The 25,961-nt window shown below is 62.2% G+C and carries 27 protein-coding genes; 19 read left to right on the top strand and 8 right to left on the bottom strand.

Annotated elements, in window-relative coordinates:
* Nucleotides 1-49: 49 nt before the first annotated feature.
* Complete coding sequence (locus MMS95_RS03695) at nt 50-1,057, top strand: NAD(P)H-quinone oxidoreductase (protein WP_015378338.1); 1,008 nt, start codon at nt 50-52, stop codon at nt 1,055-1,057.
* Between the two features lie 44 nt (nt 1,058-1,101).
* Here MMS95_RS03695 and MMS95_RS03690 read toward each other — a convergent pair whose 3' ends face one another.
* The gene (locus MMS95_RS03690) at nt 1,102-2,154 is read right to left on the bottom strand and encodes an SDR family oxidoreductase (RefSeq protein WP_015378339.1); all 1,053 of its coding nucleotides are present in this window, start codon (nt 2,152-2,154) and stop codon (nt 1,102-1,104) included.
* Nucleotides 2,155-2,264: 110 nt separating this feature from the next.
* Here MMS95_RS03690 and MMS95_RS03685 point away from each other — a divergent pair, with 110 nt between their 5' ends.
* Nucleotides 2,265-3,197 carry a LysR family transcriptional regulator gene (locus MMS95_RS03685; protein ID WP_033632694.1) on the top strand — a complete coding sequence of 311 codons (933 nt, stop codon included), beginning with the start codon at nt 2,265-2,267 and terminating at the stop codon, nt 3,195-3,197.
* 3 nt (nt 3,198-3,200) lie between these two features.
* Here MMS95_RS03685 and MMS95_RS03680 read toward each other — a convergent pair whose 3' ends face one another.
* The 3 genes from MMS95_RS03680 to MMS95_RS03670 all read right to left on the bottom strand — a co-directional run bounded on the left by MMS95_RS03680 (nt 3,201) and on the right by MMS95_RS03670 (nt 4,149).
* The gene (locus MMS95_RS03680) at nt 3,201-3,593 is read right to left on the bottom strand and encodes a YidB family protein (RefSeq protein ID WP_004935144.1); all 393 of its coding nucleotides are present in this window, start codon (nt 3,591-3,593) and stop codon (nt 3,201-3,203) included.
* Between the two features lie 95 nt (nt 3,594-3,688).
* Nucleotides 3,689-3,937, bottom strand: coding sequence for a GlsB/YeaQ/YmgE family stress response membrane protein (locus tag MMS95_RS03675; protein ID WP_004935146.1), 249 nt, complete (start codon nt 3,935-3,937; stop codon nt 3,689-3,691).
* Nucleotides 3,938-3,951: 14 nt separating this feature from the next.
* The gene (locus MMS95_RS03670; RefSeq protein WP_004935148.1) at nt 3,952-4,149 is read right to left on the bottom strand and encodes a hypothetical protein; all 198 of its coding nucleotides are present in this window, start codon (nt 4,147-4,149) and stop codon (nt 3,952-3,954) included.
* Between the two features lie 629 nt (nt 4,150-4,778).
* On the opposite strand from MMS95_RS03670, the gene MMS95_RS03665 reads away from it, so the two are divergent.
* Both MMS95_RS03665 and yjdN read left to right on the top strand, forming a co-directional pair.
* A complete protein-coding gene (locus tag MMS95_RS03665; RefSeq protein WP_103085437.1) occupies nt 4,779-5,699 on the top strand; it encodes a Kdo(2)-lipid IV(A) acyltransferase in 921 nt (306 codons plus the stop codon).
* 176 nt (nt 5,700-5,875) lie between these two features.
* Nucleotides 5,876-6,295 carry a VOC family metalloprotein YjdN gene (gene yjdN / locus MMS95_RS03660; RefSeq protein ID WP_004935154.1) on the top strand — a complete coding sequence of 140 codons (420 nt, stop codon included), beginning with the start codon at nt 5,876-5,878 and terminating at the stop codon, nt 6,293-6,295.
* 15 nt (nt 6,296-6,310) lie between these two features.
* Here yjdN and MMS95_RS03655 read toward each other — a convergent pair whose 3' ends face one another.
* Nucleotides 6,311-6,505 carry a hypothetical protein gene (locus tag MMS95_RS03655; RefSeq protein WP_004935157.1) on the bottom strand — a complete coding sequence of 65 codons (195 nt, stop codon included), beginning with the start codon at nt 6,503-6,505 and terminating at the stop codon, nt 6,311-6,313.
* Between the two features lie 160 nt (nt 6,506-6,665).
* Here MMS95_RS03655 and MMS95_RS03650 point away from each other — a divergent pair, with 160 nt between their 5' ends.
* Together MMS95_RS03650 and MMS95_RS03645 are read left to right on the top strand one after the other, a co-directional pair.
* Nucleotides 6,666-8,219 carry a sensor domain-containing diguanylate cyclase gene (locus MMS95_RS03650; RefSeq protein WP_015378345.1) on the top strand — a complete coding sequence of 518 codons (1,554 nt, stop codon included), beginning with the start codon at nt 6,666-6,668 and terminating at the stop codon, nt 8,217-8,219.
* 479 nt (nt 8,220-8,698) lie between these two features.
* Entirely contained in the window at nt 8,699-9,592 is an 894-nt protein-coding gene (locus MMS95_RS03645) for a Kdo hydroxylase family protein (protein ID WP_103085439.1), read from the top strand.
* Nucleotides 9,593-9,635: 43 nt separating this feature from the next.
* Here MMS95_RS03645 and paaZ read toward each other — a convergent pair whose 3' ends face one another.
* Nucleotides 9,636-11,702 carry a phenylacetic acid degradation bifunctional protein PaaZ gene (gene paaZ / locus MMS95_RS03640; protein WP_085336719.1) on the bottom strand — a complete coding sequence of 689 codons (2,067 nt, stop codon included), beginning with the start codon at nt 11,700-11,702 and terminating at the stop codon, nt 9,636-9,638.
* A 317-nt stretch (nt 11,703-12,019) separates the two neighbouring features.
* Here paaZ and paaA point away from each other — a divergent pair, with 317 nt between their 5' ends.
* From paaA to paaY, 13 genes are all read left to right on the top strand, one after another.
* Nucleotides 12,020-12,958, top strand: a complete 939-nt coding sequence (gene paaA / locus MMS95_RS03635) for a 1,2-phenylacetyl-CoA epoxidase subunit PaaA (protein WP_033632689.1) — start codon at nt 12,020-12,022, stop codon at nt 12,956-12,958.
* 21 nt (nt 12,959-12,979) lie between these two features.
* Nucleotides 12,980-13,267: a 1,2-phenylacetyl-CoA epoxidase subunit PaaB gene (paaB, locus tag MMS95_RS03630; RefSeq protein WP_004935173.1), complete on the top strand. Its 288-nt coding sequence runs from the start codon at nt 12,980-12,982 to the stop codon at nt 13,265-13,267.
* 8 nt (nt 13,268-13,275) lie between these two features.
* On the top strand, nt 13,276-14,034 hold the full coding sequence (gene paaC / locus MMS95_RS03625) for a 1,2-phenylacetyl-CoA epoxidase subunit PaaC (RefSeq protein WP_242141396.1): 759 nt from the start codon (nt 13,276-13,278) through the stop codon (nt 14,032-14,034).
* 9 nt (nt 14,035-14,043) lie between these two features.
* On the top strand, nt 14,044-14,541 hold the full coding sequence (gene paaD, locus MMS95_RS03620) for a 1,2-phenylacetyl-CoA epoxidase subunit PaaD (protein ID WP_004935179.1): 498 nt from the start codon (nt 14,044-14,046) through the stop codon (nt 14,539-14,541).
* A gap of 13 nt (nt 14,542-14,554) precedes the next feature.
* Nucleotides 14,555-15,613, top strand: coding sequence for a 1,2-phenylacetyl-CoA epoxidase subunit PaaE (gene paaE, locus MMS95_RS03615; RefSeq protein ID WP_015378351.1), 1,059 nt, complete (start codon nt 14,555-14,557; stop codon nt 15,611-15,613).
* A gap of 8 nt (nt 15,614-15,621) precedes the next feature.
* Nucleotides 15,622-16,395: a 2,3-dehydroadipyl-CoA hydratase PaaF gene (gene paaF, locus MMS95_RS03610; protein ID WP_015378352.1), complete on the top strand. Its 774-nt coding sequence runs from the start codon at nt 15,622-15,624 to the stop codon at nt 16,393-16,395.
* Nucleotides 16,396-16,398: 3 nt separating this feature from the next.
* On the top strand, nt 16,399-17,190 hold the full coding sequence (gene paaG, locus MMS95_RS03605) for a 2-(1,2-epoxy-1,2-dihydrophenyl)acetyl-CoA isomerase PaaG (protein ID WP_015378353.1): 792 nt from the start codon (nt 16,399-16,401) through the stop codon (nt 17,188-17,190).
* Nucleotides 17,191-17,192: 2 nt separating this feature from the next.
* Nucleotides 17,193-18,725, top strand: coding sequence for a 3-hydroxyacyl-CoA dehydrogenase (locus MMS95_RS03600; protein ID WP_242141395.1), 1,533 nt, complete (start codon nt 17,193-17,195; stop codon nt 18,723-18,725).
* Complete coding sequence (paaI, locus tag MMS95_RS03595; protein WP_033639965.1) at nt 18,722-19,162, top strand: hydroxyphenylacetyl-CoA thioesterase PaaI; 441 nt, start codon at nt 18,722-18,724, stop codon at nt 19,160-19,162. The genes MMS95_RS03600 and paaI overlap by 4 nt, the downstream gene beginning before the upstream one ends.
* Nucleotides 19,159-20,364, top strand: coding sequence for a 3-oxoadipyl-CoA thiolase (gene pcaF / locus MMS95_RS03590; RefSeq protein WP_242141394.1), 1,206 nt, complete (start codon nt 19,159-19,161; stop codon nt 20,362-20,364). The genes paaI and pcaF overlap by 4 nt, the downstream gene beginning before the upstream one ends.
* A 15-nt stretch (nt 20,365-20,379) precedes the next feature.
* Nucleotides 20,380-21,687, top strand: coding sequence for a phenylacetate--CoA ligase PaaK (gene paaK / locus MMS95_RS03585; RefSeq protein WP_015378357.1), 1,308 nt, complete (start codon nt 20,380-20,382; stop codon nt 21,685-21,687).
* A gap of 78 nt (nt 21,688-21,765) precedes the next feature.
* The gene (paaX, locus tag MMS95_RS03580) at nt 21,766-22,704 is read left to right on the top strand and encodes a phenylacetic acid degradation operon negative regulatory protein PaaX (protein ID WP_088381724.1); all 939 of its coding nucleotides are present in this window, start codon (nt 21,766-21,768) and stop codon (nt 22,702-22,704) included.
* A 12-nt stretch (nt 22,705-22,716) separates the two neighbouring features.
* Complete coding sequence (gene paaY, locus MMS95_RS03575; RefSeq protein ID WP_004935205.1) at nt 22,717-23,313, top strand: phenylacetic acid degradation protein PaaY; 597 nt, start codon at nt 22,717-22,719, stop codon at nt 23,311-23,313.
* Nucleotides 23,314-23,351: 38 nt separating this feature from the next.
* On the opposite strand, the gene MMS95_RS03570 is transcribed toward paaY, so the two are convergent.
* Complete coding sequence (locus MMS95_RS03570; protein WP_004935209.1) at nt 23,352-24,749, bottom strand: amino acid permease; 1,398 nt, start codon at nt 24,747-24,749, stop codon at nt 23,352-23,354.
* A 20-nt stretch (nt 24,750-24,769) separates the two neighbouring features.
* Nucleotides 24,770-25,957: an amino acid aminotransferase gene (locus MMS95_RS03565; RefSeq protein WP_075685139.1), complete on the bottom strand. Its 1,188-nt coding sequence runs from the start codon at nt 25,955-25,957 to the stop codon at nt 24,770-24,772.
* Nucleotides 25,958-25,961 lie beyond the last annotated feature (4 nt).

The following is a 25,961-nucleotide window of genomic DNA, read 5'->3' as shown; positions in this document are numbered from 1 at the left end:
GCGGACGTTTCGCCTGATAACCACGTCCGCCACGATGAGGAGAGTAACCATGTCAACAAATGCAGCGCTGCCCGGCACGATGAAAGCGATTGAAATCAGCGAACCGGGCGCTCCCGACGTTCTGGTCGTTACCGAACGCCCGGTGCCCGCTCCGCAAGCGGGCGAACTGCTGGTGAAAATCGCCGCCGCCGGCGTTAACCGCCCCGACGTGCTACAGCGCCAGGGGAACTATGCGCCGCCGCCAGGCGCCTCGGATATCCCCGGCCTGGAAATTGCCGGCGAAGTGGTGGCCATCGGTGAAGGCGTGACCCACTTCGCGCTCGGCGATCGGGTTTGCGCCCTTATCGCCGGCGGTGGCTATGCGGAATACTGCACCGTGCATGAAAGCAATGCGTTGCCGGTGCCGGCGGGGCTGAGCCTGACCGAGGCCGCCGCGCTGCCGGAAACCTTCTTTACCGTCTGGGTCAACGTGTTCCAGCGCGGTCATCTCAAAGCCGGCGAAACCGTGTTGATCCATGGCGGCACCTCCGGTATCGGCACGGTCGCCACCATGCTGGCGAAGGCCTTCTGCGCCCAGGTGATCACCACCGTCGGCTCCGAAGAGAAACGTCAGGCCAGCCTGGCGCTGGGCGCCGACGTGGCGATTAATTACCGCAGCGAAGACTTTGTCGCACGCACCAAAGACGCCACCAACGGTAAAGGCGCCGACGTCATCGTCGACCTGATCGCCGGCGATTATGTCGCCAAAAACTATCAGGCCGCAGCGATGGAAGGCCGCATCGTGCAAATCGGCACGCAAAACGGCGTGGTGAAAGAGCTCAATCTGATGCCGCTGCTGTTGAAACGTCTGACCCATACCGGGTCGACGCTACGCTCGCGCAGCGTGGCGGACAAAGCGCAGATTGCCGCCGATCTGCGCGAAAAGGTTTGGCCGCTGCTGGAGCGTGGCGTGCTGAAACCGCAAATTTTTAAAACCTTCCCGCTTGAGCAAGCCGCCGCCGCGCATACGCTGATGGAGTCCAGCGAGCACATCGGCAAGATCATGCTGACGTTCTGAGCCCATTCCCCGCGGCCGGTGCTGCGGGGAAACCAATGCCACGTTCAGGGAATGATGCCGCGGCGGCGGAACTCATCGAACAGTGAGAAAAACATGACTTCGGTTTCGACAAACTGGTGGAAACCGAAGCGCCGCGCCTTGCTGCCATCCGCGAACATGTCATAGTCCCAGGAAAAGACGAAATCGGCGAAACGCCAGCCGGCCACCGCGCGATAGTCCGGTTCGGCCAATTGGTGCCGCTGCGCCAGCTCCCGCCACAGCGACGCTTTGTCCGTCATCATGATCTCCAGCGACATCGGCAGCGGCGGCGCGCATTCCAGCCCAAAGTAAGCGGCGATTTTCGGCCACATCTCGCTCCAGCGAAACAGATCGCCGTTGTTGATATTAAACGCCTGATTGGCCGCCGCAGGTTCGGTCGCCGCCCACAGCGTGGCGCGCGCCAACAGCCCGGCGTCGGTCATTTCCAGCAGGCTGTGGTAAGCGCCCGGTTTACCCGGGAAGCGCAACGGCAGCCCGAGCGCTTTGCTGATCGACGCGTAAACCGCGATGCTTAACGCCAGATTCATCGGGTTGCCGAGGGAGAAGCCCCCCACCACGCTTGGACGGATGGCGCTCCAACGCCAGCGTTTGCCGGCCTGCCGCTGCGCCAGATACTGCTGCTGCGCCACGTTAAACTCCGGCGGCATATGCCCGGCATCGCTTTCGCGCGCCGGCGTTTTAAACGGCCCCAAATGCGCGCCATACACCTTATAACCCTGCATCAAACTGATGTGCTCCAACGCCGGCGCGATCGGCTCCAGCCCTTCGACAACGTGTTGCAACATCTGCAGGTTCGGCGCCACCAGCCCCGCCCAGTCCGGCGCATCCTGATAGGCGGCATAGAAAACGTGACTAATCGCGCTCAGCGGCCGCAGCGCGTCGCGCGTCGCCGCCGCATCCAGCAGATCAACCTGAAGGTGGCGCACCCCCGGCGCCGATTGTCCCCCCCGGCGCGAGACGCCCACCACTTGCCAGCCCTGACCGGTCAGCTCCTCAATCAATCGGCGCCCAATCACGCCATTGGCGCCGATCACCAATGCCTGTCGCTTTGTATCCATCTTGCCACTCCTCAGGTTGTCGATACCCTGAGTGTCATTGATTAGTAATGCTTGCGGTAGAAGAGTGTTTACACTAACACTTATAAGAAAAATCTAGAGGCAAGATCGACATGGATAAGCTGAACGCAATGAAAACCTTTATGCGGGTGGCGGAGCTGGGCAGCCTGTCGGCCGCCGCTCGCGATCTGCGTTTGACGCAGCCGGCGGTCAGTCAGCAAATCGCCGGCCTGGAGCAGCAACTGAGGGCACAACTGCTGTTTCGCAGCACCCGGGCGGTCACCCTGACCGATGCCGGCAGCAGTTATTATCAGCGCCTCAAACCGATTCTGGCGGCGGTCGACGAAGCGGAAGAATCGCTGCACGGCCAGCACCACCAGTTACAGGGCAATCTGCGCATTCATGCCCCGACCGGGTTCGGGCAGTTGCACGTCACGCCGCTGGCCATCGCTTTCCAGCAACGTCATCCGAACCTCGCCATCGAGCTGCTGCTGGACGATCGTCGCGCCGACGTGATCGGCGAAGGCATCGACGTGGCGCTGCGTTTCGGTGAACTGCATGCGCCCGGCATGGTGGCTAAACGTTTGGGCGAGCTGCAACGCCTGCTGGTGGCGTCACCGGCCTACCTGGCCAAGTATGGCGCTCCACGTTCGCCGGCGGAGCTGGCTAAACATGCGCACATTCGTTACAGCGGTTTGAACGACGGCGATACGCTCACTCTGTTCGGGCCGCACGGCCCCGAGATGGTTGCAGTGCGGCCCACGTTCCGCGCCAACAATACGCTATCGCTGCTGGCCGCCATTGAGGCTGGAGCCGGTATCGGCGGCGCCCAACGGCCGTTAATCGCCGAGCAGCTGGCGACGGGGGCGCTGGTGCCCGTTTTGCCGGAATACCGCTACCCGCCCATGGCGCTGCACGCGGTCTACCCCGCTTTACGTTTTATTCCGGAGAAAGTGCGCGCCTGGGTGGCGCATCTGCAGCAGGCGTTGACGGCGATCGAGGGAATTAACGGAGTGAATGCTCCCGGCCAGACGCCGGGAGCCTAATCATTATTTGAACAGTTTACCGACCATATCGCCCAGCTCGTTGCTGTCTTGCTGAACTTCACCGTTTGGTGAGGCGGCATCCGCGACCGTTGGCAAGAACTGTGCAATGGTGCTGGACGCCTGTGCAGGATCGATGCCCAGCTTTTCAGCCAGTTGGTTGATGGCGTCGCTACCCAACGCCTGCTGCACATGGTCGCCGGTAATCGGCTGATTTTCGCCATTGCCGAGCCAGGAACCGACGATATCGCCGAACTGCCCCTGACGGAACTTGTCCAAAATGGCCTGCAGGCCGCCTTGTTGCTCGACCCACTGCATAATGGCGATGTAGTCGATACCTTTACCACCGTTGGCGCCGCCGCCCAGAATGTTACCCAATACGCTATCGAACAGACCCATGATATTCCCCTTTCAGCGGGTACGGCCCGCGCCGCACCGCCGGATTGATTTCACGAAAAAGGGCCGCCGCGGCGACCCTGTTGAGCAACGGCTGCTTAGCCTTTGATCTTCCTGTAGACAAAAAGCACCACAAGGGCACCGATGACCGCCACCACAAAGCTGCCCAGGTTAAAACCGTCAACGCGGCCCATACCGAAGAAGGTGCTGATATAGCCGCCGACGACGGCGCCCACGATCCCCAATATAACGGTCACAATAAAGCCGCCGCCGTCTTTGCCCGGCATAATCCACTTGGCCAGGATACCGGCGATTAAACCAAAAATGATCCAGGAAATGATGCCCATCTTTACTCTCCCTATTACCTTTTGCCTAACAGAAATCCTATTACCAGGCCCACGACGGCGCCGGCGCCTATCCCCGCCCAAGGGTTATCCTTGAGGCAGGCACATGATTGCTCGAGCGCTGCTTTTACACCGCTGCTCACTTCGCAGGCGGTGGTTTTCACGTAGTCGCTCGGTTGCTCAACACCGTTTAGATCGTCATTTTCATATGACATGTCAAATCCTTACAGACCAACCCTCTGAGAATTTCGTCACATGTTTCGCGCCAGGCGCCATCCGCTCCGCGATATTGCTCTGGGCAATCTGCCCGCTGCCGCTCAATGCGGAGGCTTCCGGCGGCAAACGCACAACTTCACACTATGACTATAGTAAAAAATCAGCGGTTTACCTATTTCCGTCCGTCTGAATTTCACCATACAAAAAACGATCTGATTTCATCCCGCTGTCATCTTGCAAGGCTAAACTTTAAACATATCCTCCGGGAGGAAACGCCGATGTTCAATGCACCTTTTGTCCTGATCCTCGCGCTACTGTACGCACTGGCCGCCGCTTGGGACGGTTCCGTAGCGTTACTGTTTCATTAAGGTTACATAGCCGTTGTCACTTTTGCGATGCGCTGAATTGTGTCTTTATTTTTCAATTTCGCCAGCCAATTGAAATAGCGGAAAATATCCCCTCATCCCTCGGTAAAAATCCTATTTCGCTTCGTTTTTCGCCTGCGTTTAAATAAAGCGTAAAAAAAAGCATTAATGGAAAATCCTGTTTAGCACAAAATATTCTATCATCTTCCTCATGACAATTTGGGTTAAGGTCCCATTGGCAAAGAAAAGGAATAACAGGAAAAATGCTTTCTAACCAACGCTTTGAGCGCGAATTCTTGCGCCCTCGTTATTGGTTGTTGTGGATAGGACTGGGAATACTCTATCTCTTGGTATTACTGCCCTACCCGCTCATTTATCGGCTCGGACACGGCCTTGGCAGAATAGCCATGCGCCTAATGGAACGCCGGGTAAAAATAGCGCGCCGCAATTTAGAACTCTGCTTCCCCGCAATGCCCGCCGCCGAGCGCGAGGCGCTGATCGTCAAAAATTTTGAGTCCGTCGGCATGGGCCTGTTCGAAGTCGGCATGGCCTGGTTCTGGCCCGACTGGCGCATCGCCCGCTGGTTCAAGGTGAGCGGCATGGAAAACATGCGGCTGGCGCGTCAGGACGGCAAAGGCGTTCTGCTGATCGGTCTGCATTTCCTGACGCTGGAACTGGGTGCGCGCATTTTCGGCATGCAAAACCCCGGCATCGGTGTGCATCGCCCGCACAACAACAAGCTGATGGAATGGGTACAGACCCGCGGCCGGCTGCGCTCGAATAAATTCATGATCGATCGTAAAGATATCAAAGGTATGATCCGCAACCTGAAACAGGGCGAAATCCTGTGGTACGCGCCGGATCACGATTATGGGCCGCAAAGTAGCGTATTCACACCGTTCTTCGCCGTGGAAAATGCCGCCACGACCACCGGCACCTTTATTCTGGCGCGCATGGGGCGGCCGTCGATCGTGCCTTTCGTGCCGCGCCGCCTGCCAAATGCTCAGGGCTATGAGCTGATCGTGCAGCCGCCGTTGACGGACTTCCCGCTGGATGATGAAACGCGCGCGGCGGCCAAGATGAACCGCGTGGTGGAAGAACAAGTGCTGCTGGCCCCCGACCAATACATGTGGCTGCACCGCCGCTTTAAAACCCGCCCACCCGGCGAACCGTCGCTGTATTGACCCCTTCGCGCCTTTGCCCGTCACACCGCCGGCGAAGGCGCGCTCACCTCGCACAAGCATTCTGCGCCAGGGGAACTACACTAGTAAGTCACCGACGGCAATTATTGCCGCCAGCAATCATTTCGTCCGCCCGAGAGCCGGTCGTTGCCTGTCGGGCCATAATCGAGGTCAATGTCATGCTGGTACAACCCTATCTGTTTTTCAGCGGTAACTGTGAGCAAGCGATTAACTTCTACGTACAGCAGTTGAATGCCAAAGTTGAAATGGTCATGCGCTTTAAAGACATGCCCGAAGAAGCCCGGCAAGGCGGACCGCAGGACGTCAATCCGGAAGCGATCATGCATGCGCGCCTGCTGATCGGCGACGGCGTGCTGATGGCCTCCGACGGCTGTCCGCAAGATGACAGCGGCGGTGCTTCTCACAAAGGTTTCTCGCTGTCGCTGAACCCCAGCGATGCGGAACAAGGACGCAAACTGTTCGACAATCTGGCGCAGGGCGGCCAGGTGACGATGCCTTACCAAGCCACCTTCTGGGCCAAAGGTTTTGGCATGCTGACCGACAAATTCGGCGTCAACTGGATGATCAACGTCGAATAACCCCGCATGGCGCCGCTAGCCATAGCGGTGCCAGTCATACGCCGCCTTGGCGAACAGCACGAACAGCAGCGCCAACAGCGCCAATCCCAACCGCCAATAGGGCGATCGGCGGCGGCGCCAGGCGAAGTACATCATCACCGCCAGCGTTCCCAGCGTAAGGGGGTAATACACCGCCAGCGTCAGTAAAGCGATAATGATGTAATCAGACATGGCTCTTTCACTCCGAGGTGTTCACACCGCCGCTGATGCGGGCAGCGATCGACCTTTCGCCTTATCGCCTCGTTAAAGGCTAGAGGTCTGACGCATTTATGCATAAAATATAAGATTGCTCTTAACTCAAACTGAATAGTAATCAAACAACAAGGGTGACATGACTCAGCAGCAACCCATACAGGATGCCGTGCCGGCGCGCAGCGTTAAAAGCTCCCCATTATTATTTCAGGCCGGCGTGTTTGTCATCATCGTTGCCGCCACGCTGATCCTCTTTAACAGCTGGCAAATCTGGAACGCACACCAGCGCGATCTGCGCAGCGCCGAGCATGAATCCGCCAACCTCGCCCGCTCGCTGGCGCAGCATGCCGACGATACTTTCATGCAGGTGGACGGCAATCTGCTCGATCTGACCGAACGTCTCCAGAACGACGGACTGGGGCCATCGCAATTGACCCGGCTGCAGCGGGTGATGCAAACGCAGGTCGGCAACCTGCCGCAGCTGCATGGGCTGTTTCTCTACGATGCGCGCGGCCGCTGGCTGGCGACCTCCTCGGGCAAGTTCATCAAGAACGCCAACAACGCCGATCGCGAGTACTTCATATACCATCAAAACCGCGACGACGGCGGCCTGTACATCGGCAAGGTGATCCGCAGCCGCACCACCGGCGATCTGATCATTCCCGTTTCGCGGCGTTTCAACAACCCGGACGGCAGCTTTGGCGGCGTGGTGCTGGCGACGCTGTACATCGATTATTTCCGCCAGTTTTACGATAGCTTCGCCCTCAACACCGACGCCTCACTGAATCTGCTGCTGGCGGACGGCACCATCCTTTACCGCCGCCCTTACTCGGCGGCGTCGATCGGTAAAAACATCGCCAAGGGTGTGCTGTTCAGCGAAATTTTGCCGCATTCGGAATTCGGTAACGCCACCATCACCTCGCTGTACGACAAAGTAGAGCGCATCTACGGCTATTCGCGGGTCAACCGCTTTCCGCTGGTGATCGCCGCCGGGCTGTCGAAACGCGACGCGTTGGCGGACTGGCGCACCGACGCCGGCCTGTTCGCCGTCGGCGGCCTCTCGCTGCTGATGATCCTGTTGGCGATGGGCATGGTGCTGCTGCGGCAAATCAAGCACAGCATGCAAACCGAAGCCGAGCTGATGCGCACCCGCGATCAGCTGACCAGCATCAACCAGATGCTCGAAGAGCTGGCGCTGCTGGACGGCCTGACCGGGCTGGCCAACCGCCGCCAGTTTGATATCGCGCTGAAGAACGAGCTGGCACGGGCTTCGCGCAACTACCGCAGCGTGGCGCTGCTGATGCTGGATATCGACTATTTCAAACAGTACAACGACAGCTATGGCCACGTCGCCGGTGACCAATGCCTGCAGCAGATTGGCCAAACGCTCAAAGGGTTGGCGTGCCGCAGCAACGACGTTCTGGCGCGTTACGGCGGCGAAGAGATGGGGATCATCCTGCCGGATACCGACGTCCAGGGCGCACTGATTTTCGCCGAACGCGTCATCAACGCGGTGCGCGATCTGAAAATTCCGCATCAGGGTAATCCGCACGGCATCGTCACCATCAGCATCGGTATCTGCGCCAAAGTGCCACATATGTATAACGATACGCCGATCAGCTTTATCAATGAGGCAGACAGTGCGTTGTATCAGGCCAAGAAAAAAGGCAAAAACTGCATTTACGGCGCTTAATCATTAATCGGGCCACCAAATTTTGGCGGCCCGATTTATTACCAACCAAAATGAAATAATTCCTCTCCGCAACATTATTTTCCCGGGTTACCCTGCGCTCTGAATAAAATAACGCCAATAATAAGCGTAATATTTATTTCCATTAAAATTCAACAAGATAAAAAATCGCCATTCCGCAGACAATTCGTGCCATTTTTGATTATTCGTGCCTACGCGCAGCCCCGTTTAGCCCTCGTTTACTTTTCATTGGTATTGCCGGTGATATCCTTATCAGGACTATTCTCTATATCAGGAAGCCATCGCACGCTTCGGCGCACTGCGCCCTGCTGATACATCCATAATAGAACCCACAAATTTCACGTTGCAATTGAGCGGCCTGCTGACGCCGCTCCAGCCAGCCACTGCGCAAGCCAGTGCAGCCAATCACGCGGCAACCTGAAAGACGGGAATAAAGCGATATAGATTTGCGAGGAGATCTCATGCCTACTGGCGATATTATGCGTGAACAGGCCGTCCTGACGCTGCCGTTGCGACAATGGGCGGCAGCGGAAGCATCCAGCGCGGTCAGCGAACTGGAACAGGGCAAGGTACTGTTTCTGCCCGAACTGGCCTTCACCCTGTCTGAACAGGAAATGCCGCTGCTGGATCCAACGCTGGTCGATCCGAAGCGCAAAAACATCAGCTATCAACCGCTGTCCGGCAAACTGAGCGGCGTCGCCGTCGCGGAACACCGTCAACAGGTTCAGCAACTGCTGGAGCGCTATTATCAATCTTGCCGCCAGCTGATCGCCGGGCTGCTGCCCGAGTATCAGGAGGCGCTGCACCACCCGACCGGCAGCCTGCGTTTGCACCCGGTTTCCGCCTGGCGGGCGACCAGTTCCTGGCGCAAAGACGACAGCCGCCTGCACGTTGACGCTTTCCCGTCGCGCCCGAACTACGGCGAACGCATTCTGCGCATTTTCACCAACATCAACCCGCACGGCGAGCATCGCCAATGGCGCGTCGGCGAGCCGTTCCCTGAGCTGGCGGCACGCTTTATGCCGCGCCTCGCACGCTACTCCGCCCTCAGCAGTTGGCTGCAGCATCAGGTGCGCATCACCAAGACCCGCCGCAGCCATTATGACCACCTGATGCTGCAGTTGCATGACGCCATGAAGGCCGACGGCGATTATCAGCAACGGGGTCCGCAGCTGGCGCTGGAATTCCCACCGGGCAGCAGCTGGATTTGCTTCTCGGATCAAACGCCGCACGCCGCAATGGGCGGCCAGTTTATGCTGGAACAGACCTTCCTGTTGCCGGTGAACAAGATGCAGGATCCGCAGCGTTCGCCGCTGAAAGTGCTGGAACAGCTGCGCGGGCAGCCGCTGATCTGAATGGCTCGCCGCCGCCGGGATGCCGGCGGCGGCGAAACGCGCATTATGCCTCGAAGTCCCCTTGCTGGCGCGCCACCAGCGTCAGAATGCTGTACAGCGCCACCGGTTGCTGTTCCTGATTCAACACCTGAACATCCCACACCACCACGCCGTGCGGCCGATCTTCGGCGGTTTTTTGCGGCTTGCGGATTTTCTTTTTGCAAGTCAGCCGCACCTGAATGGTGTCGCCGATCTTCACTGGTTCGATAAAGCGCAGATTCTCCATGCCATAGTTGGCGATCACCGGCCCGACGGCGGCGTCGACAAACAGCCCGGCCGCAGCGGACACCACAAAGTAACCGTGCGCCACCCGCTCGCCGAACAGCGAATCGGCAGCGCCGATCTTGTCCATGTGCGCGTAAAAGTGGTCGCCGCTCAGGCAGGCGAAGTTGACGATATCCGCTTCAGTCACGGTACGGCGCGCGGTCAACAGGCTGTCGCCCAGCTGCAGCTGCTCGAAGTATTTCCGGAACGGGTGCACCGGATGTTCGGCGACCGGCGCGCCGCGCACCCATTCGCCGCCGATGGCCGCCAGCATCGCCGGGCTGCCCTGGATCGCCGTGCGCTGCATATAGTGCTTCACCGCGCGCAGTCCACCCAGCTCTTCACCGCCGCCGGCGCGCCCCGGGCCGCCGTGCACCAGCATCGGCAGCGGCGAACCGTGGCCGGTGGATTCCGCCGCCGCCTGTTCATCCAAAATCAACATGCGGCCATGGGCGCACGCCGCCGCGCGAATGAAGCGCTTGGCCACCGCCGGATCGGCGGTCACCAGCGATCCCGCCAGGCTGCCCTGCCCCAGCAACGCCAACGCGATCGCCTGCTCGGTATCCGCATACGGCATCAGCGTCGCCACCGGGCCGAAGGCCTCAGTGCCGTGTACCGCCTGATGGGTGAACGGATCGGCGCAATACAGCAGGGTCGGCGGATAAAACGCCCCGCCGCGCGCGCTGTCGCCCATCACTTCCAGCTTATCCAACGACGCGCCGCACAGCGGTTCGCAGCCGTTGCGCAGCAGGAACTCCACCTTGCTTTGCACATCATCACGCTGCTCGTGGCTGACCAGCGCCCCCATGCGCACCTGCTCCAACTGCGGGTCGCCCACCGTCACCCCCGCCAGACGCTGCAACAAGGCCTGACGCACCGCCGCCACCTGCGCCGCCGGCACGATGATGCGGCGGATCGCGGTGCACTTCTGCCCCGCCTTGGCGGTCATTTCACGGCACACTTCTTTGATAAACAGCGCAAACTCCGGCATCTCCGGCGTCACGTCTTCCGCCAGCACGCAGCAGTTGAGCGAATCCGCCTCCATGGTGAACGCGATCGATTTCTCCAACAGGCGCGGATGCGCCCGCAGCCGCTGCCCGGTCTGCGCCGAACCGGTGAACGTTACCGCATCCTGATAATCCAGGTGCGCAAACATGTCGCCGACGCCGCCGCATACCAACTGCAGCGCGCCTTCCGGCACCAGCCCGCTGTCGACGATCAGCCTGACCATCGCCTGCGTCAGCTGCGCGGTGGCGGTGGCCGGTTTGATGATGGCCGGCATGCCCGCCAGCCAGGTCGGCGCCAGTTTTTCCAGCATGCCCCAGCAAGGGAAGTTGAAGGCGTTGATATGCAGCGCCACGCCGGGGCGCGAGGTCAATACGTGGCGGGCGGCGAACTGCGCCTGCTTCGACAGCGGGATCAGCTCATCTTCCGGCCACAGCGTATCGTCCGGCAGATCGCGGCCGGCCATGCCGGCATAGGCGAACAGCGTGGCGATGCCGCCTTCGATATCGACCCAGCCGTCGCTGCGCGTCGCCCCGGTTTGATAGGAAATCTGATACAGCGTCTCTTTATGCGCCAGCAGGTGTTTCGCCACCGCTTTCAGCATCTGGGCGCGCTGCTGGAACGTCATGTGCGCCAGCGCCGGGCCGCCGTGGCTGCGGGCATAGCTCAGGCTCGCCGCTAACGGCAGGCCGTCGGAGCAAACCTGGTACAGCGCTTCGCCGGTTACGGCGTGACGGATCTCGCGCGCCTCTCCCTGCCCGTACACCCAGGCGCCAGAAAGATAACTGTGTAACTGCTGCATGTGCCCTCCGGAATTCATAAATTTTCACCATACAGCTTAATTACGTATCACATAAATGCCAGTCAACGCCAAACTCAATTTTAACAAAAAGAGAACAAGAAGCGCTTTCAAGCCGTTTACCCTGGCATTAATACGGAGTCACTTTTTATATTTATAAAATAAAATCAAATGATTAACAAAAACACTTGTGAGTGCGCTCGCAAAACCACATAAATCTCGTTTGATCTTTTTGTTATCAGTTTGTAGCCTTATGGTTAGTTAAAGTGATTCACATTTTTATATTTAATGTGAAAAATACGAATCACCAAGAGGCAAGCATGACAACTGACGCACAGTATCAGCAGCATTTCGACGACAAGATCGCGGCGGATATCGCCATTGAGGCTAAAGACTGGATGCCGGACGCCTATCGTCAGAACCTGATTCGGCAGATCGGCCAACACGCCCACTCGGAAGTCATCGGCATGCTGCCGGAAGCCAACTGGCTGACGCGTGCCCCCACGCTGCGCCGCAAGGCGGTGCTGCTGGCCAAAGTGCAGGATGAAGCCGGCCACGGTCTGTACCTCTACAGCGCCGCCGAGACCCTCGGCTGTTCGCGCCAGGACATCTACCAAAAGATGCTCGACGGCAAGATGAAATACTCCTCTATCTTCAATTACCCCACGCTCAACTGGGCGGATATCGGCGTGATCGGCTGGCTGGTCGACGGCGCCGCCATCGTCAACCAGGTGGCGCTGTGCCGCGCGTCCTACGGCCCCTATGCGCGGGCGATGGTGAAGATCTGCAAAGAGGAGAGCTTCCACCAGCGCCAGGGCTACGAGGCGGTAATGGCGATGGCCAACGGCAGCGACACGCAGCGCGCCATGCTGCAGGACGCCATCGATCGCTTCTGGTGGCCGGTGCTGATGATGTTCGGCCCGAGCGACGTCGACTCCCCCCACAGCGCCCAGAGCATGGCGTGGAAAATCAAACGCCACAGCAACGATGAGCTGCGGCAGAAGTTCGTCGACAACACCGTACCGCAGCTGGAAGCGCTGGGCATGACGGCGCCGGATCCGGATCTGCACTGGGATGCCGCTGCCGGCCACTATCGCTTCGGCGAGATCGACTGGAGCGAGCTGCATGAGGTGATCAAAGGGCGTGGCCAATGCAACCACGAACGCCTGCAGGCCAAACGCCGCGCCTGGGAAGACGGCGCCTGGGTGCGTGACGGCGCCATGGCCCACGCCGCGAAAAACGCCGCTTCCGCCGCATAGCCAACATAAGGAACCGAGATCATGAGCCACGTTGAATGGCCGCTGTATGAAGTGTTTATCCGCAGCAAACAAGGGCTGGCGCATCGCCACGTTGGCAGCCTGCACGCCGCCGACGACCAAATGGCGCTGGAAAACGCCCGCGACGCCTACACGCGCCGTAATGAAGGCTGCTCGATTTGGGTGGTGCAATCGCGCCATCTGATCGCCTCGCAGCCGGAAGATCGCGGCGCGTTCTTCGATCCGTCCGAAGACAAGATCTACCGTCATCCGACGTTTTACACCATTCCCGACGGCATCAAGAACATGTAGAGGCGACCATGACGGTTAACGATCCGCGCATCAGCTATTTGCTTCGCCAGGGCGACACGCCTCTGATCCTCGCCCAGCGCCTGTGCGCCTGGTGCGGCCACGCGCCCGAGCTGGAGATCGATCTGGCGTTGGCCAACATCGGGCTCGATCTGCTCGGCCAGGCGCGCCACTTCCTGGGCTACGCCGCCGGACTGGCCGGGCCGCCCTGCAGCGAAGACAGCCTGGCCTTCGGCCGCGACGAACGCCAGTTTCATAACCTGCTGCTGGCGGAACAGCCGAACGGCGGTTTCAACGACACGTTGGTGCGCCAGTTCCTGCTCGACGTCTACCACGTGCAGCTGCACCAGGCGTTGAGCCGCAGCGGCGATGCGCAGATCGCCGCCATCGCCGCCAAGTCGTTGAAGGAGGCCGATTACCACCTGCGCTTCAGCCGCGGCTGGATGATCCGCCTCGGTGACGGCAACGACATCAGCCACCGCAAGATCCAGCAGTCGCTGGATAACCTGTGGCGCTTCACCGCCGAGCTGTTCCACGCCGACGCGCTGGAGCTTGAGCTGGCGGAACAGGGCATCGCCGTCGATCCGCGCGAGCTGCAGGCTCCCTGGCAAGCGCAGGTGGAAGAGACGCTGCGCCAGGCGACATTGACGCTGCCCGCCGAGCAGGCGTTCCGGCACGGCGGCAAACAAGGCCGACACAGTGAACACCTCGGCCCGCTGCTGGCGGAGATGCAGTTCCTGCAACGCGCCTATCCAAACGGCCAATGGTAGGAGGCCGCGATGAACGTCACTCGTTTGCAACCCGCTGAAATCCCGCAGATTTGGCACTGTCTGCAACAGATCAGCGATCCCGAGCTGCCGGTGCTGTCGATCACCGATTTGGGCATGGTGCGCGACGTGGCGCGCGACGGCAACGGCTGGCGCGTGACCTTCACCCCAACCTATTCCGGCTGCCCGGCCACCGAATTTCTGCTCAACGCCATTGAGCAGCGGCTGACGGCCGCCGGATTCAGCCCGGTGCGGGTGGACATTCGCCTCAGCCCGGCCTGGACCACCGACTGGATGAACGCCGACGCCCGCGAACGGCTGCGGCAATACGGCGTAGCGCCGCCGCAGGGCCACACCTGCGATCGGCCGCATGCCCACGGCCCGGTAGCCTGCCCGCGCTGCGGCAGCACCCACAGCGAGAAGATCAGCGAGTTCGGCTCCACCGCCTGTAAAGCGCTGTACCGCTGCTGCGACTGCCGGGAACCGTTCGATTATTTCAAATGCATATAGGAGCGCTGACACCATGACGGTCTTTCATCGCCTGAACGTCGCCGCCATCGAGCGCGAAACGCCGGACGCCGTAGCCATCACCCTGCGGGTGCCCGAAGAGCTGCAAAACCAATACCGCTACACCCCCGGCCAGCACCTGACGCTCAAGGCGCTAGTCAACGGCGAAGAGCTGCGGCGTTGCTATTCCATCTGCAGTTCGCCGCAGGAAGGCCTGCTGCAGATCGGCGTAAAAGCGATTGATCAGGGCCGTTTCTCCGGCTTCGTCAACCGCATGCTGAAAGTCGGCGATGCGCTGGAAGTGATGGTGCCGCAGGGGCGCTTCGGCTATCAGCCGCAGGCGGAGCGCCGCGGCAACTATCTGGCGATCGCCGCCGGCTCCGGCATCACGCCGATGCTGTCGATCATCAAGGCGACGCTGCAGCTTGAGCCGGGCAGCAGCTTCACCCTGATCTACGGCAACCGCAACAGCCGTTCAATGATGTTCAAAGAGGCGCTATCGGATCTGAAAAACCGCTATCCGCAGCGTTTTCAGCCGCTGTACCTGTTCAGCCAGGAGAGCCTCGACAGCCCGCTGCTCAGCGGCCGCATCGACCGTGAACGCCTGGCGGCGATCGGCGGCGCGCTGCTGGATTTCCGCGACTATGACCACGCCTTCATCTGCGGGCCGGAATCGATGATGGACGACGCGCAGACCGTGCTGGAACAGGCCGGCGTACCGGCCAATCACATCCACAGCGAACGTTTCAACACCAGCGGCCTGGTCGCCCGCCCGCGCCACAGCGGCGATCGCAATGCCACCCGGGTGGCGATCCTGCTCGACGGCCGCCGTTTGGATATCGAGGTCGGCGAACAGGACGACAGCATTCTCGATGCCGCGCTGCGCCAGGGCGCCGATCTGCCCTACGCCTGCAAAGGCGGCGTGTGCGCCACCTGCAAATGCCGGCTGAAGGCCGGCCAGGTGGAGATGGGCGTCAACTACAGCCTGGAGCCGGATCAGCTGGCGGCGGGCTACGTATTGAGCTGCCAGTCGTGGCCGAAAGGCGACGGCGTGGTGTTGGACTTCGACGTCTAGGAGCCGCGATGGATACCCCCTTTATTTTGCATCAGCAGCAACACCGCGTGGTCACGCTGACGCTGCATCGCCCGGAGGCGCGCAACGCCCTGAGCACGCCGTGCCTGGAACAGCTGGTTACCCGGCTGGAGCAGGCTGACGCCGACAGCGGCGTGGGCGCCGTGGTGATCGCCGGCGCGGCGCGCTTCTTCGCCGCCGGGGCCGATCTGCGCGAACTGCAACAACAGGATCTGCCGGCCGCGCTGGCGGACAGCCGTCCGCAGCTGTGGCAGCGGCTGGCGCAGTTCAGCAAGCCGCTGCTGGCGGCGGTGAACGGCTATGCCCTGGGCGCCGGCTGCGAGTTGGCGCTGGCCTGCGACATCGTTATCGGCGGCGAAAGCGCCCGCTTCGGCCTGCCGGAGATCACCCTCGGCCTGATGCCGGGGGCCGGAGGCACCCAGCGCCTGATCCGCTGCGTCGGCAAGTCGCGCGCCAGCCAGATGGTGCTGACCGGCGAAGCCATCGACGCCCGCACCGCGCTGCACTCTGGCCTTATCAGCGAAGTGTGCGTCGATGCCCTGACGCTGGAGCGCACGCAGCAGATTGCCGATCGCATCAGCCGTCAGGCGCCGCTGGCGCTGCGCGCCGCCAAACAGGCGCTGAAACAGGCCGAGGAAATCGGCCTTAGCCAAGGGCTGGCGATGGAGCGTCAGCAATTTGTCACCCTGGCCGCCACCGACGATCGCCGCGAAGGCATCGCCGCCTTTTTCGAAAAACGTACGCCAAACTATCAGGGGCGCTGATTTATGGATAACGCATTGATTCTCAGCCATCTCGACGCCGGCGTGTTGACGCTGACCCTCAACCGGCCGGATCGGCTCAACAGCTTTAATGACGAGATGCATCGCCAGTTGAGTGAAGCGCTGACGCAGGCCGAGCGCGACGACAGCGTGCGCTGCCTGCTGATCGCCGGCGCCGGCCGCGGTTTCTGCGCCGGGCAGGATCTCAACGATCGCAACGTCAGCGCCGATCAACAGGCGCCGGATCTCGGCCTGTCGGTCGAACGTTTCTACAACCCCCTGATCCGCCGCCTGACCGCCCTGCCGAAACCGGTGGTATGCGCGGTCAACGGCGTGGCGGCCGGCGCCGGCGCCGCGTTGGCCCTGGCGTGCGACATCGTCATCGCCGCCGACAACGCCGGCTTTATTCAGTCGTTCTGCCGCCTGGGGCTGGTGCCGGATTCCGGCGGCAGCTGGTTCCTGCCGCGGCTGGCCGGCCACGCCCGCGCCATGGGCATGGCCTTGCTGGGTGACAAAATCAGCGCCCAACAGGCGCTGGAGTGGGGCATGATCTGGCAGGTGGTGCCGGCGGATGAATTGGCCGACCGCACGCAAACGCTGGCGCGCCATCTGGCCACCCAGCCGACTTACGGTCTGGGTCTTATCAAGAAAGCCATCTACAGCTCGGCCACCAACAGCCTCGATCAGCAGCTCGATCTGGAGCGCGATCTGCAGCGATTGGGCGGCCGCAGCGACGACTACCGCGAAGGCGTCAGCGCGTTCTTCGCCAAACGCACGCCAAACTTCAGCGGGAAATAGCCATGAACGCGCCCCTTCTTAACGGCCAGGTGGCGGTGATCGGCGCCGGCACCATGGGCATCGGCATTGCGCAGGTGGCCGCCGCCGCCGGTCACCCGGTGCGGCTGTTCGATATCGCGCCCGCCGCCGCCCAGCGCGCGATCGATGAACTCACTCGCCGCCTGCGCCAGCGGGTCGACGGCGGCAAGGCCGACGCCAACGCCACCGAGGCGCTGCTGGCACGCCTCGAGCGCGCCGATTCGCTCGAGCAACTGGCCAACAGCGCGCTGGTAATTGAAGCGGTGGCGGAAAATCTGGCGATTAAGCAGAGCCTGTTCCGCGATCTGGAAGCGGTCTGCTCGCCCACGGCGCTGTTCGCCAGCAATACCTCCTCGCTGTCGATCACCGCCATCGCCGGCGCCTTGCAACACCCGGCGCGCATGACCGGGCTGCACTTCTTCAATCCGGCGCCGCTGATGAAGCTGGTGGAGATCGTCAGCGGTCTGGAGACCGGGGCCGAGACTCTCGCCGCGCTGCAAGCCCTGGCGCAGCGCTGGGGTAAGCAGAGCGTCGTGTGCCGTTCGACGCCGGGATTCATCGTCAACCGCGTGGCGCGGCCGTTCTACGCCGAAACCCTGCGCGCGCTGGAGGAACGGGTGGCCGACGCCGCCACCCTGGATGCAGTCATGCGCGACGCCGGCGGCTTCGCCATGGGCCCGCTGCAGTTGACCGATCTGATCGGCCAGGACGTCAATTACGCCGTGACCGACTCGGTGTATCAGGCCTTCTACCAGGATCCGCGCTTCACCCCCTCTCTGGTGCAGCAGGAATTGGTGGCCGCCGGACATCTCGGCCGCAAATCCGGCCGCGGCTTCTACCGCTACGACGCGCAACGCCCCGCCGCAGAGATGATCGCCTTTGCGCCGCCGGCGCAGGCCGCGCCGCCGCAACGCGTCACGCTGCACGGCGACTGGTCTTCGCTGGCCGATTTAGCGGAACTGTTGATCGAAAATGCGGGGGCGATCAAACAACCTGGCCAGACCAGCCCGTACCTCACGATCGACGACGTTACACTGATGTTAACCAATGGTAAAACCGCCGGCCAACTGGCCGACGAACGTGGAACGCCTGTGGTGCTGTTCGATCTCTGTGCCGACTATGCGCATGCCTCCGCCATCGCCATCAGCTGCGCGGCGCAAAACGGCGCGCAACACAATGCCAACGCGATTCGCCTGCTGCAGTCCCTCGGCAAGCAGATCATTCAACTGCCGGATTATCCCGGCCTGCTGACGATGCGCACCCTGGCCATGCTGGCCAACGAAGCGCTCGACGTGGTGAACAAAGGCGTCGCCGGCGCCGAAGATACCGATCTGGCGATGCTGCGCGGCGTCAACTATCCGCGCGGCCCGCTGGCCTGGGGCGCCGCACTCGGCTGGCGTCACATTCTGACGACGCTGGAAAACCTGCAACGCTATTACGGCGAAGCGCGCTATCGCCCGATGCCGCTGCTGCGCCGCTACGCTTCCCCCGCCTCTTTCTCAGGAGCCGAACGATGAACGCCAATACGCCGCGCGCGCTGGCTCAGCGCTGCGCCGAACAGATGTTCCAGCAAGATACCTGCGCTCAGGCGATGGGGATGCACATCGACGCCGTCGACGCCGGGTACGCGCAGGTCAGCATGACCGTCGGCCCGCAGATGCTCAACGGCCACCAAACCTGCCACGGCGGCCAACTGTTCAGCCTGGCGGACACCGCCTTCGCCTACGCCTGCAACAGCCAGGGGTTGGCGGCGGTGGCCTCCGGCTGCAGCATCGACTTCGTCCGCCCGGCGCTGGCCGGCGATCGCCTCACCGCCAGCGCGCAGATGCGCCATCAGGGCAAAGCCACCGGGCTGTATGACGTCGAAATCGTTAACCAACGGGGCAAAACCGTCGCCTGGTTTCGCGGCCGCGCGCACCGCCTTGGCCACAGCATTTTAGGAGATCAGGCATGAATCAGGCATTTATCTGCGACGGCGTGCGCACCCCGATCGGCCGCTACGGCGGCGCGCTGGCGCAGGTGCGCGCTGACGACCTCGCCGCCCTGCCGCTGCGCGTGCTGCTGGAGCGCCATCCGCAGGTGGATTGGGCACAGCTGGACGACGTGATCCTCGGCTGCGCCAACCAGGCCGGGGAAGACAACCGCAATCTGGCACGCATGGCGCTGCTGCTGGCCGGATTGCCGGTCGGCGTTTCCGGCACCACGGTGAACCGCCTGTGCGGTTCGGGCCTGGATGCGTTGGCAATGGCGGCGCGCAGCATCAAAGCCGGCGACGCCGGGCTGCTGCTGGCCGGCGGCGCGGAGTCGATGACCCGCGCGCCGCTGGTGATGGGCAAGGCCGACAGCGCCTTCAGCCGCCAGGCGCAGCTGTACGACACCACCCTCGGCTGGCGCTTCGTCAACCCGCGCATGCAGGCCGAGTTCGGCACCGATTCGATGCCGGAGACCGCCGAAAACGTCGCGGCGCAGTTCAATATCAGCCGCGCCGATCAGGACGCCTTTGCGCTGCGCAGCCAGCAGCGCGCCGCCCGGGCGCAGGCGCTGGGCCACCTGGCGCAGGAGATAGCCCCGGTCAGCCTCACCGGTAAAAAAGGCGCGGTCACCCTGTTCAGCCAGGATGAACACCCGCGCGCCGACACCACCTTCGAGCAGCTGCAGGCGCTGAAAACCCCATTCCGTCAGCTCGGCAGCGTCACCGCCGGCAACGCCTCGGGCCTGAACGACGGCGCGGCGGCGCTGATCGTCGCCTCCGAAGCAATGGCGGTGCGCCAGGGGCTGACGCCGCGCGCGCGCATCGTTGCCACCGCCACCTGCGGCGTGGAGCCGCGGCTGATGGGCATCGGCCCGCTGCCGGCCACCCGCAAGGTGCTGGAGATCGCCGGGCTGAGCCTGGCGCAGATGGACGTCATCGAACTGAACGAAGCGTTCGCCGCCCAGGCGTTGGCGGTGATGCGCCAGCTTGGCCTGCCGGACGATGCCCCGCAGGTTAACCCCAACGGCGGCGCGATCGCTCTGGGGCATCCGCTGGGCATGAGCGGCGCGCGCCTGGCGCTGGCCGCCCTGTTTGAACTGGAACGGCGAGCCGGCCGCTACGCGCTTTGCACCATGTGCATCGGCGTCGGCCAAGGCATCGCCATGATCATTGAGCGTGTCTGACCCCTGAGGCTAACCATGACAATAAATCCACAGCCCCTCGAAACGATCGAATTCGCCTCGCGCGATGAGATTGAAGCGTTGCAGTTGGCGCGTTTGAAGTGGACGCTGCACCACGCCTACAACAATGTGCCGATGTACAAGCGCAAGTTCGATCAGGCGGGCGTACACCCCGACGATCTTAAGCAGCTGAGCGATCTGGCGCGCTTCCCCTACACCACCAAGCAGGATCTGCGCGACAACTACCCGTTCGACACCTTCGCGGTGCCGATGGAGCAGGTGGTGCGCATCCACGCCTCCTCGGGCACCACCGGCCGCCCGACGGTGGTGGGCTACACCCAGCGCGACATCGATAACTGGGCCGATATCGTCGCCCGCTGCCTGCGCGCCGGCGGCGCCACCGCCAAAGACAAGGTGCACGTCGCCTACGGCTACGGCCTGTTCACCGGCGGCCTGGGGGCGCACTACGGCGCGGAGCGGCTCGGCGCGACGGTGATCCCGATGTCCGGCGGGCAGACGGAACGCCAGGCGCAGCTGATCCTCGACTTCAAACCCGACATCATCATGGTGACGCCGTCCTATTGCCTGACGCTGATCGACGAACTGGAGCGCAAGATGGGCGGCGACGCGCGCGGCTGTTCGCTGCGGCTCGGCGTGTTCGGCGCCGAACCCTGGACCGAAGCCCTGCGCCACGAAATCGAATCCCGCATGGGCATCAAGGCGCTGGATATCTATGGCCTGTCGGAAGTGATGGGGCCGGGCGTGGCGATGGAGTGTCTGGAAAGCGGCGGCGGCCCCACCATCTGGGAAGACCACTTCCTGCCGGAGATCATCTGCCCGGAGACCGGCGTCGCCCTGCCGGACGGCGAGCACGGCGAACTGGTGTTTACCACCCTGACCAAAGAGGCGCTGCCGGTGATCCGCTACCGCACTCGCGATCTCACCCGGCTGCTGCCGGGCGACGCGCGCCAGATGCGCCGCATGGGCAAGATCACCGGCCGCTCCGACGACATGCTGATCATTCGCGGCGTCAACGTCTTCCCGTCGCAGGTGGAAGAGCAGATCATGCAGTTCGAGCAGCTGTCGCCGCACTATCAGCTGCAGGTCAGCCGCAGCGGGCACCTGGACACGCTGGCGGTGCGCGTCGAGCTGAAAGAATCGGCGCTCAGCCTCAGCCACCAGCAGCGTTGCGACATCTGCCACCAGCTGCGCCACCACATCAAATCGATCGTGGGCGTCAGCACCGACGTCAGCATCGCCAACTGCGGCGATATCCCGCGCTCGGAAGGCAAGGCGCAGCGCGTGGTCGATCTGCGGCCACGCTGAGGCGCACGGCGTCACGGATGACGCCGCCCCAAATTATGTTAATGTTGTGGCTCATCGAAGGCTAACCCATGGAAAAATATGGAACATAAACTGGATGAGTTCATTCGCCACGCCATCGACGCACAGCCGATCAGCGGCACGTCGCTGATCATTTCGCTGTACGGCGACGCGCTCAGCCACCGCGGCGGCGAAGTGTGGCTCGGCAGCCTGAGCGCGCTGCTGGAAGCCTTCGGTTTCGGCGATCGTTTCGTGCGCACCTCGGTGTTCCGCCTGCAGAAAGAGGGGTGGCTGGCGGTGGAGAAAATCGGCCGCCGCAGCTTCTACCGCGTGACCGAGCAGGGGATGCGCCAGTTCCGCCACGCCGAATCGAAAATTTATCTGCGCGAGCAGCCCGCCTGGGACGGCAAATGGGAGCTGCTGCTGCTGGAATGCGCCGAAAAAAACGCGCGCGCGCGGCTGAAAAAAGAGCTGGGCTGGCTCGGGTTCGGGCAGATCGCCAACAACCTGATGGCCGCCCCCACCCATGCGCAAACCGACGTGACGGCGCTGCTCGGCGAATTGAACGCCAGCGAGCAGGTGATCTACTTCCGCGCCGATTACCCCTACAACCGCTCCGAGCAAACGCTGCAGAAACTGGTGGCCGACTGCTGGTCATTGAGCGAGGTGGCGGCCGGTTATCATGAGTTTATCGTCTCTTTCCGGCCGCTGATGGCGCTGCTGCGCGAAGTCGACCCGGCGGCGCTGACGCCGCTGCGCTGTTTCCAGATTAAGCTATTATTGATTCACTTCTTCCGTCGCGTGGTGTTGAAAGATCCGCTGCTGCCGGACGCGCTGCTGCCCGCGCAGTGGGAGGGCCAAATCGCCCGCAACCTGTGCATCAATCTCTACCAGCAGGTCGATCGCGCTGCGACGGAGTACGTCAGCTCGCTGGCGGAGACCACCATCGGCGCCCTGCCCGCGCCGGCCGCCGGTTACTATCGGCGCTTCGGCGGCCTGCCGCGCGACCCTACATATTAAGGAACTCACGCTATGCCTGTGTATCAGATTGACGGCCTGACGCCGGTCGTTGACCCCAGCAGTTACGTGCACCCGACGGCGGTGCTGATCGGTGACGTGATCGTCGGCAAACACGTGTATATCGGCCCGAACGCCAGCCTGCGCGGCGATTTTGGCCGCCTGGTGATCTGCGACGGCGCCAACATTCAGGACAACTGCGTAATGCACGGCTTCCCGCAGCAGGACACGGTGGTGGAAGAAGACGGCCATATCGGCCACGGCGCCATCCTGCACGGCTGCCGCATTCGCCGCAACGCGATGGTGGGCATGAACGCGGTGGTGATGGACGGCGCGGAGATCGGCGAGAACACCATCGTCGGCGCGATGGCGTTCGTCAAAGCCGCGGCGACGATCGAAGCCAACAAGCTGGTGGTAGGCAGCCCGGCGCGCGTGCTGCGCGATCTGACCGAACAGGAGCTGGCCTGGAAGATTGCCGGCACCCGCGAGTATCAGGATCTGGTGCAGCGCTGCAAATCCTCGCTGCACGAAGTGGCGCCGCTGACCGAAATCGAACCGGGCCGCCAGCGCCTGAGCTTCGGCGATCACCTGATCCCGAAAAGCCAGCTTTAATCCCCAGGGCTGAGGTGCGCCTCAGCCCCTCCCCCGCATTACTCCACTTCCGGCGCCTTGAGCGGCGACGGCGCAGCCGCGCGGCGGCTCTGGAAGTGATAAGCCACCACCAGCAGCAGGGTGAACGGAATACCGAACCACAGCGTCATGCGGAAAAATTCGGTAAACGCGGTCGAGATCATCAGCGCCGCCATCAGCCCGCCACCCAGTAAGGTGGTATAGGGGAACCCCCACATGCGGAACTTCAGGTGGGTCTGCCGGTGCCGGCGGCGGAAGAACAGATGGGTGACAAAAATCATCAGCCAGGTAAAACAGGCGCCATACACCGAAATAGACATCATGGCGGCGAACGAGGTTTCCGGCGCCACCAGGCTCAGGACGATGGACACCACGATGCCGATGCACGACATCGCCAGCGCATTGACCGGAATGCCGCGCCGGCTGACGCGCCCCAGCGCCGCCGGCGCTTGCCCGGCGCGCGACAGCGAGAACATCATGCGGGTGGTGATGTACAGCTGGCTGTTCATCGCCGACAGCGCCGCCACCAGCACGATAAAGTTGAAAATACCGGCGGCGGCGGGCAGATGGATCACGTTCATCGCCATCAGGAACGGGCTTTCGCCGGTGCCGGACTGGCGCCAGGGCACGATGGCCAGCATCAGGGCGATCGACAGCATGTAGAAGATGAACAGCCGCACGATGGTGCCCTTGAACGCCGCCTTCACCGCAATCACCGGATTTTTCGCCTCGCCGGCGGCCACCGCGATCATTTCAATGCTCAGGTAGCTGAAGATGGACACGATCACCGCGAACCACATGCCCTTGACGCCAAACGGCATGAAGCCGCCGGCGGTCAGGTTGCGCAGGCCATAGGCCGGGTTGCCCGAGAACGCCAGAATGCCGATGCCGATCAGAATAAACGCCACGATAGCCGTTACTTTGACGGTGGACAGCGCGTATTCCACCTGGCCGAACGATTTCACGCCGATCACGTTAACGACGATCACCGCCGCCGAGAACAGCAGCACCCACGGCCAGGTCGGCGTCGCCGGGAACCAGAACTGCATGTACATGCCGATGGCGGTGACTTCGGTGCCCACCGCCAACACCACGCAGGACCAGTAAGAATAACGCACCAGAAAACCGAACAGCGGGCCGAGATAGAATTCGGCGTAGTCGCCGAACGAGCCGGGCGTCGGGTGTTCGGAGGTCATTTCCGCCAGGCTGCCCATCAGCAGCAGCGCAATGACGCCGCCGATCAGGTAGCTCAGCAATACCGATGGCCCCGCCATCTGAATGGCGTAGGCGCTGCCGAGAAACAGCCCGGTGCCGATGGCGCCGCCGATCGCCAGCATCGACATCTGTCCGGCGGTAAGATGCTTGTTCAACCCGCCCTGACGGCGGGCGATATGCTCAAAATCATTCATCTGTGGCATGGCTGTGCTCCTGGGCGGAGTTAGGCGGTACGGGTGACGTCGAGAATGGCGGCGGTCACGTAGTCAATGTTGCCGGGGTTAAGCCCCGGCAGACACATGCGGCCGGGCGAGACCAGATAGATGGCGTAGCGCTGCCGCAGGGTCTGCAGCTGCGCTTCGTTCAGGCCGGTATAGCTGAACATGCCGCGCTGCTCGAGAATGCGCCGGTGATCCAGCGAAGAGCCGCCCTGCGCCAGCCCGGCGGCCAGCTGTTCACGCATTTGCTTGATGCGCGAGCGCATTTCCGCCAGCTCATTGCGCCAAAGCTCGCCGAGTTCGGCGTCGCCGAGCAGGGTTTCCACGATCTGGCTGCCGTGCGTCGGCGGGCAGGAGTAGCTGCGGCGGATCAGCGTTTTTAACGCCCCTTTGACGTTGGCGGCATTTTCCGCGTCGGCGCAGCGCACCGACAGCGCGCCCAGACGCTGGCCGTACAGCGCGACGTTTTTGGAAAACGAATTGCAGACCAAAAACGGCAGATCGGTTTTCAGCGCTTGGCGCAATGCAAAGCAGTCCTCCTCCAGCCCGTCGCCGAAGCCCTGATAGGCGATGTCGAACAGCGGCAGCAGGTTACGCCGCTGCAGCACGGCGAGCGTGGCGCGCCATTGCTCCGGCGTCAGATCGGTGCCGGTCGGGTTATGGCAACAAGGGTGCAGCAAGACCACGCTGCCCGGCGGCAGGCTGTCCAGCGCATCGAGCATGGCGGCGAAACGCAGGCCGCCCGCCGCTTCGTCAAAGTAGGGATAGGTTTTCACCCGCAGCCCCGCCCCTTCGAAAATCGCCCAGTGATTGGCCCAGGTGGGATCGGACACCCAAATTTCACCGCGCGTCAGAAAGTGGCGCAGAAAATCCGCCGCCAGCTTCAACGCGCCGGAACCGCCGACGGTCTGCACCGTGGCGATCTCGGCCGCCTGTTGCTCACCGAACAGCAGCGACTGCACCTGGCGAGCGAACTGCGGCGAACCTTCGATCGGCGGATAACCGTGCGGGCGACGCAGCGCCAGCAGCCGCTGCTCGGCGGCCTCAACCGCCTGCATCAGCGGAATATTCCCCTGCCGATCGTAATACAGCCCAATGCCTAAATTCACTTTTTTCGGATTGGGATCCTGCAAATAGGCTTCCATCAGCGACATAATAGGATCGGCGGCGGAAGGTGCAATCTGTTTAAACATGACG

Source organism: Serratia sp. PGPR-27, from assembly GCF_022678525.1.
GTDB classification, from domain to species: domain Bacteria; phylum Pseudomonadota; class Gammaproteobacteria; order Enterobacterales; family Enterobacteriaceae; genus Serratia; species Serratia nematodiphila.
Note: the sequence above shows the minus strand (reverse complement) of the source record. Positions and strands in the feature narration are given on the sequence as shown.

Excerpts from the sequence above, each read along its gene's own strand:
- MMS95_RS03695 (WP_015378338.1), top strand. The coding sequence starts at position 50 with ATGTCAACAAATGCAGCGCTGCCCGGCACGATGAAAGCGATTGAAATC.
- MMS95_RS03690 (WP_015378339.1), bottom strand. The coding sequence starts at position 2,154 with ATGGATACAAAGCGACAGGCATTGGTGATCGGCGCCAATGGCGTGATT.
- MMS95_RS03685 (WP_033632694.1), top strand. The coding sequence starts at position 2,265 with ATGGATAAGCTGAACGCAATGAAAACCTTTATGCGGGTGGCGGAGCTG.
- MMS95_RS03680 (WP_004935144.1), bottom strand. The coding sequence starts at position 3,593 with ATGGGTCTGTTCGATAGCGTATTGGGTAACATTCTGGGCGGCGGCGCC.
- MMS95_RS03675 (WP_004935146.1), bottom strand. The coding sequence starts at position 3,937 with ATGGGCATCATTTCCTGGATCATTTTTGGTTTAATCGCCGGTATCCTG.
- MMS95_RS03670 (WP_004935148.1), bottom strand. The coding sequence starts at position 4,149 with ATGTCATATGAAAATGACGATCTAAACGGTGTTGAGCAACCGAGCGAC.
- MMS95_RS03665 (WP_103085437.1), top strand. The coding sequence starts at position 4,779 with ATGCTTTCTAACCAACGCTTTGAGCGCGAATTCTTGCGCCCTCGTTAT.
- yjdN (WP_004935154.1), top strand. The coding sequence starts at position 5,876 with ATGCTGGTACAACCCTATCTGTTTTTCAGCGGTAACTGTGAGCAAGCG.
- MMS95_RS03655 (WP_004935157.1), bottom strand. The coding sequence starts at position 6,505 with ATGTCTGATTACATCATTATCGCTTTACTGACGCTGGCGGTGTATTAC.
- MMS95_RS03650 (WP_015378345.1), top strand. The coding sequence starts at position 6,666 with ATGACTCAGCAGCAACCCATACAGGATGCCGTGCCGGCGCGCAGCGTT.
- MMS95_RS03645 (WP_103085439.1), top strand. The coding sequence starts at position 8,699 with ATGCCTACTGGCGATATTATGCGTGAACAGGCCGTCCTGACGCTGCCG.
- paaZ (WP_085336719.1), bottom strand. The coding sequence starts at position 11,702 with ATGCAGCAGTTACACAGTTATCTTTCTGGCGCCTGGGTGTACGGGCAG.
- paaA (WP_033632689.1), top strand. The coding sequence starts at position 12,020 with ATGACAACTGACGCACAGTATCAGCAGCATTTCGACGACAAGATCGCG.
- paaB (WP_004935173.1), top strand. The coding sequence starts at position 12,980 with ATGAGCCACGTTGAATGGCCGCTGTATGAAGTGTTTATCCGCAGCAAA.
- paaC (WP_242141396.1), top strand. The coding sequence starts at position 13,276 with ATGACGGTTAACGATCCGCGCATCAGCTATTTGCTTCGCCAGGGCGAC.
- paaD (WP_004935179.1), top strand. The coding sequence starts at position 14,044 with ATGAACGTCACTCGTTTGCAACCCGCTGAAATCCCGCAGATTTGGCAC.
- paaE (WP_015378351.1), top strand. The coding sequence starts at position 14,555 with ATGACGGTCTTTCATCGCCTGAACGTCGCCGCCATCGAGCGCGAAACG.
- paaF (WP_015378352.1), top strand. The coding sequence starts at position 15,622 with ATGGATACCCCCTTTATTTTGCATCAGCAGCAACACCGCGTGGTCACG.
- paaG (WP_015378353.1), top strand. The coding sequence starts at position 16,399 with ATGGATAACGCATTGATTCTCAGCCATCTCGACGCCGGCGTGTTGACG.
- MMS95_RS03600 (WP_242141395.1), top strand. The coding sequence starts at position 17,193 with ATGAACGCGCCCCTTCTTAACGGCCAGGTGGCGGTGATCGGCGCCGGC.
- paaI (WP_033639965.1), top strand. The coding sequence starts at position 18,722 with ATGAACGCCAATACGCCGCGCGCGCTGGCTCAGCGCTGCGCCGAACAG.
- pcaF (WP_242141394.1), top strand. The coding sequence starts at position 19,159 with ATGAATCAGGCATTTATCTGCGACGGCGTGCGCACCCCGATCGGCCGC.
- paaK (WP_015378357.1), top strand. The coding sequence starts at position 20,380 with ATGACAATAAATCCACAGCCCCTCGAAACGATCGAATTCGCCTCGCGC.
- paaX (WP_088381724.1), top strand. The coding sequence starts at position 21,766 with ATGGAACATAAACTGGATGAGTTCATTCGCCACGCCATCGACGCACAG.
- paaY (WP_004935205.1), top strand. The coding sequence starts at position 22,717 with ATGCCTGTGTATCAGATTGACGGCCTGACGCCGGTCGTTGACCCCAGC.
- MMS95_RS03570 (WP_004935209.1), bottom strand. The coding sequence starts at position 24,749 with ATGCCACAGATGAATGATTTTGAGCATATCGCCCGCCGTCAGGGCGGG.
- MMS95_RS03565 (WP_075685139.1), bottom strand. The coding sequence starts at position 25,957 with ATGTTTAAACAGATTGCACCTTCCGCCGCCGATCCTATTATGTCGCTG.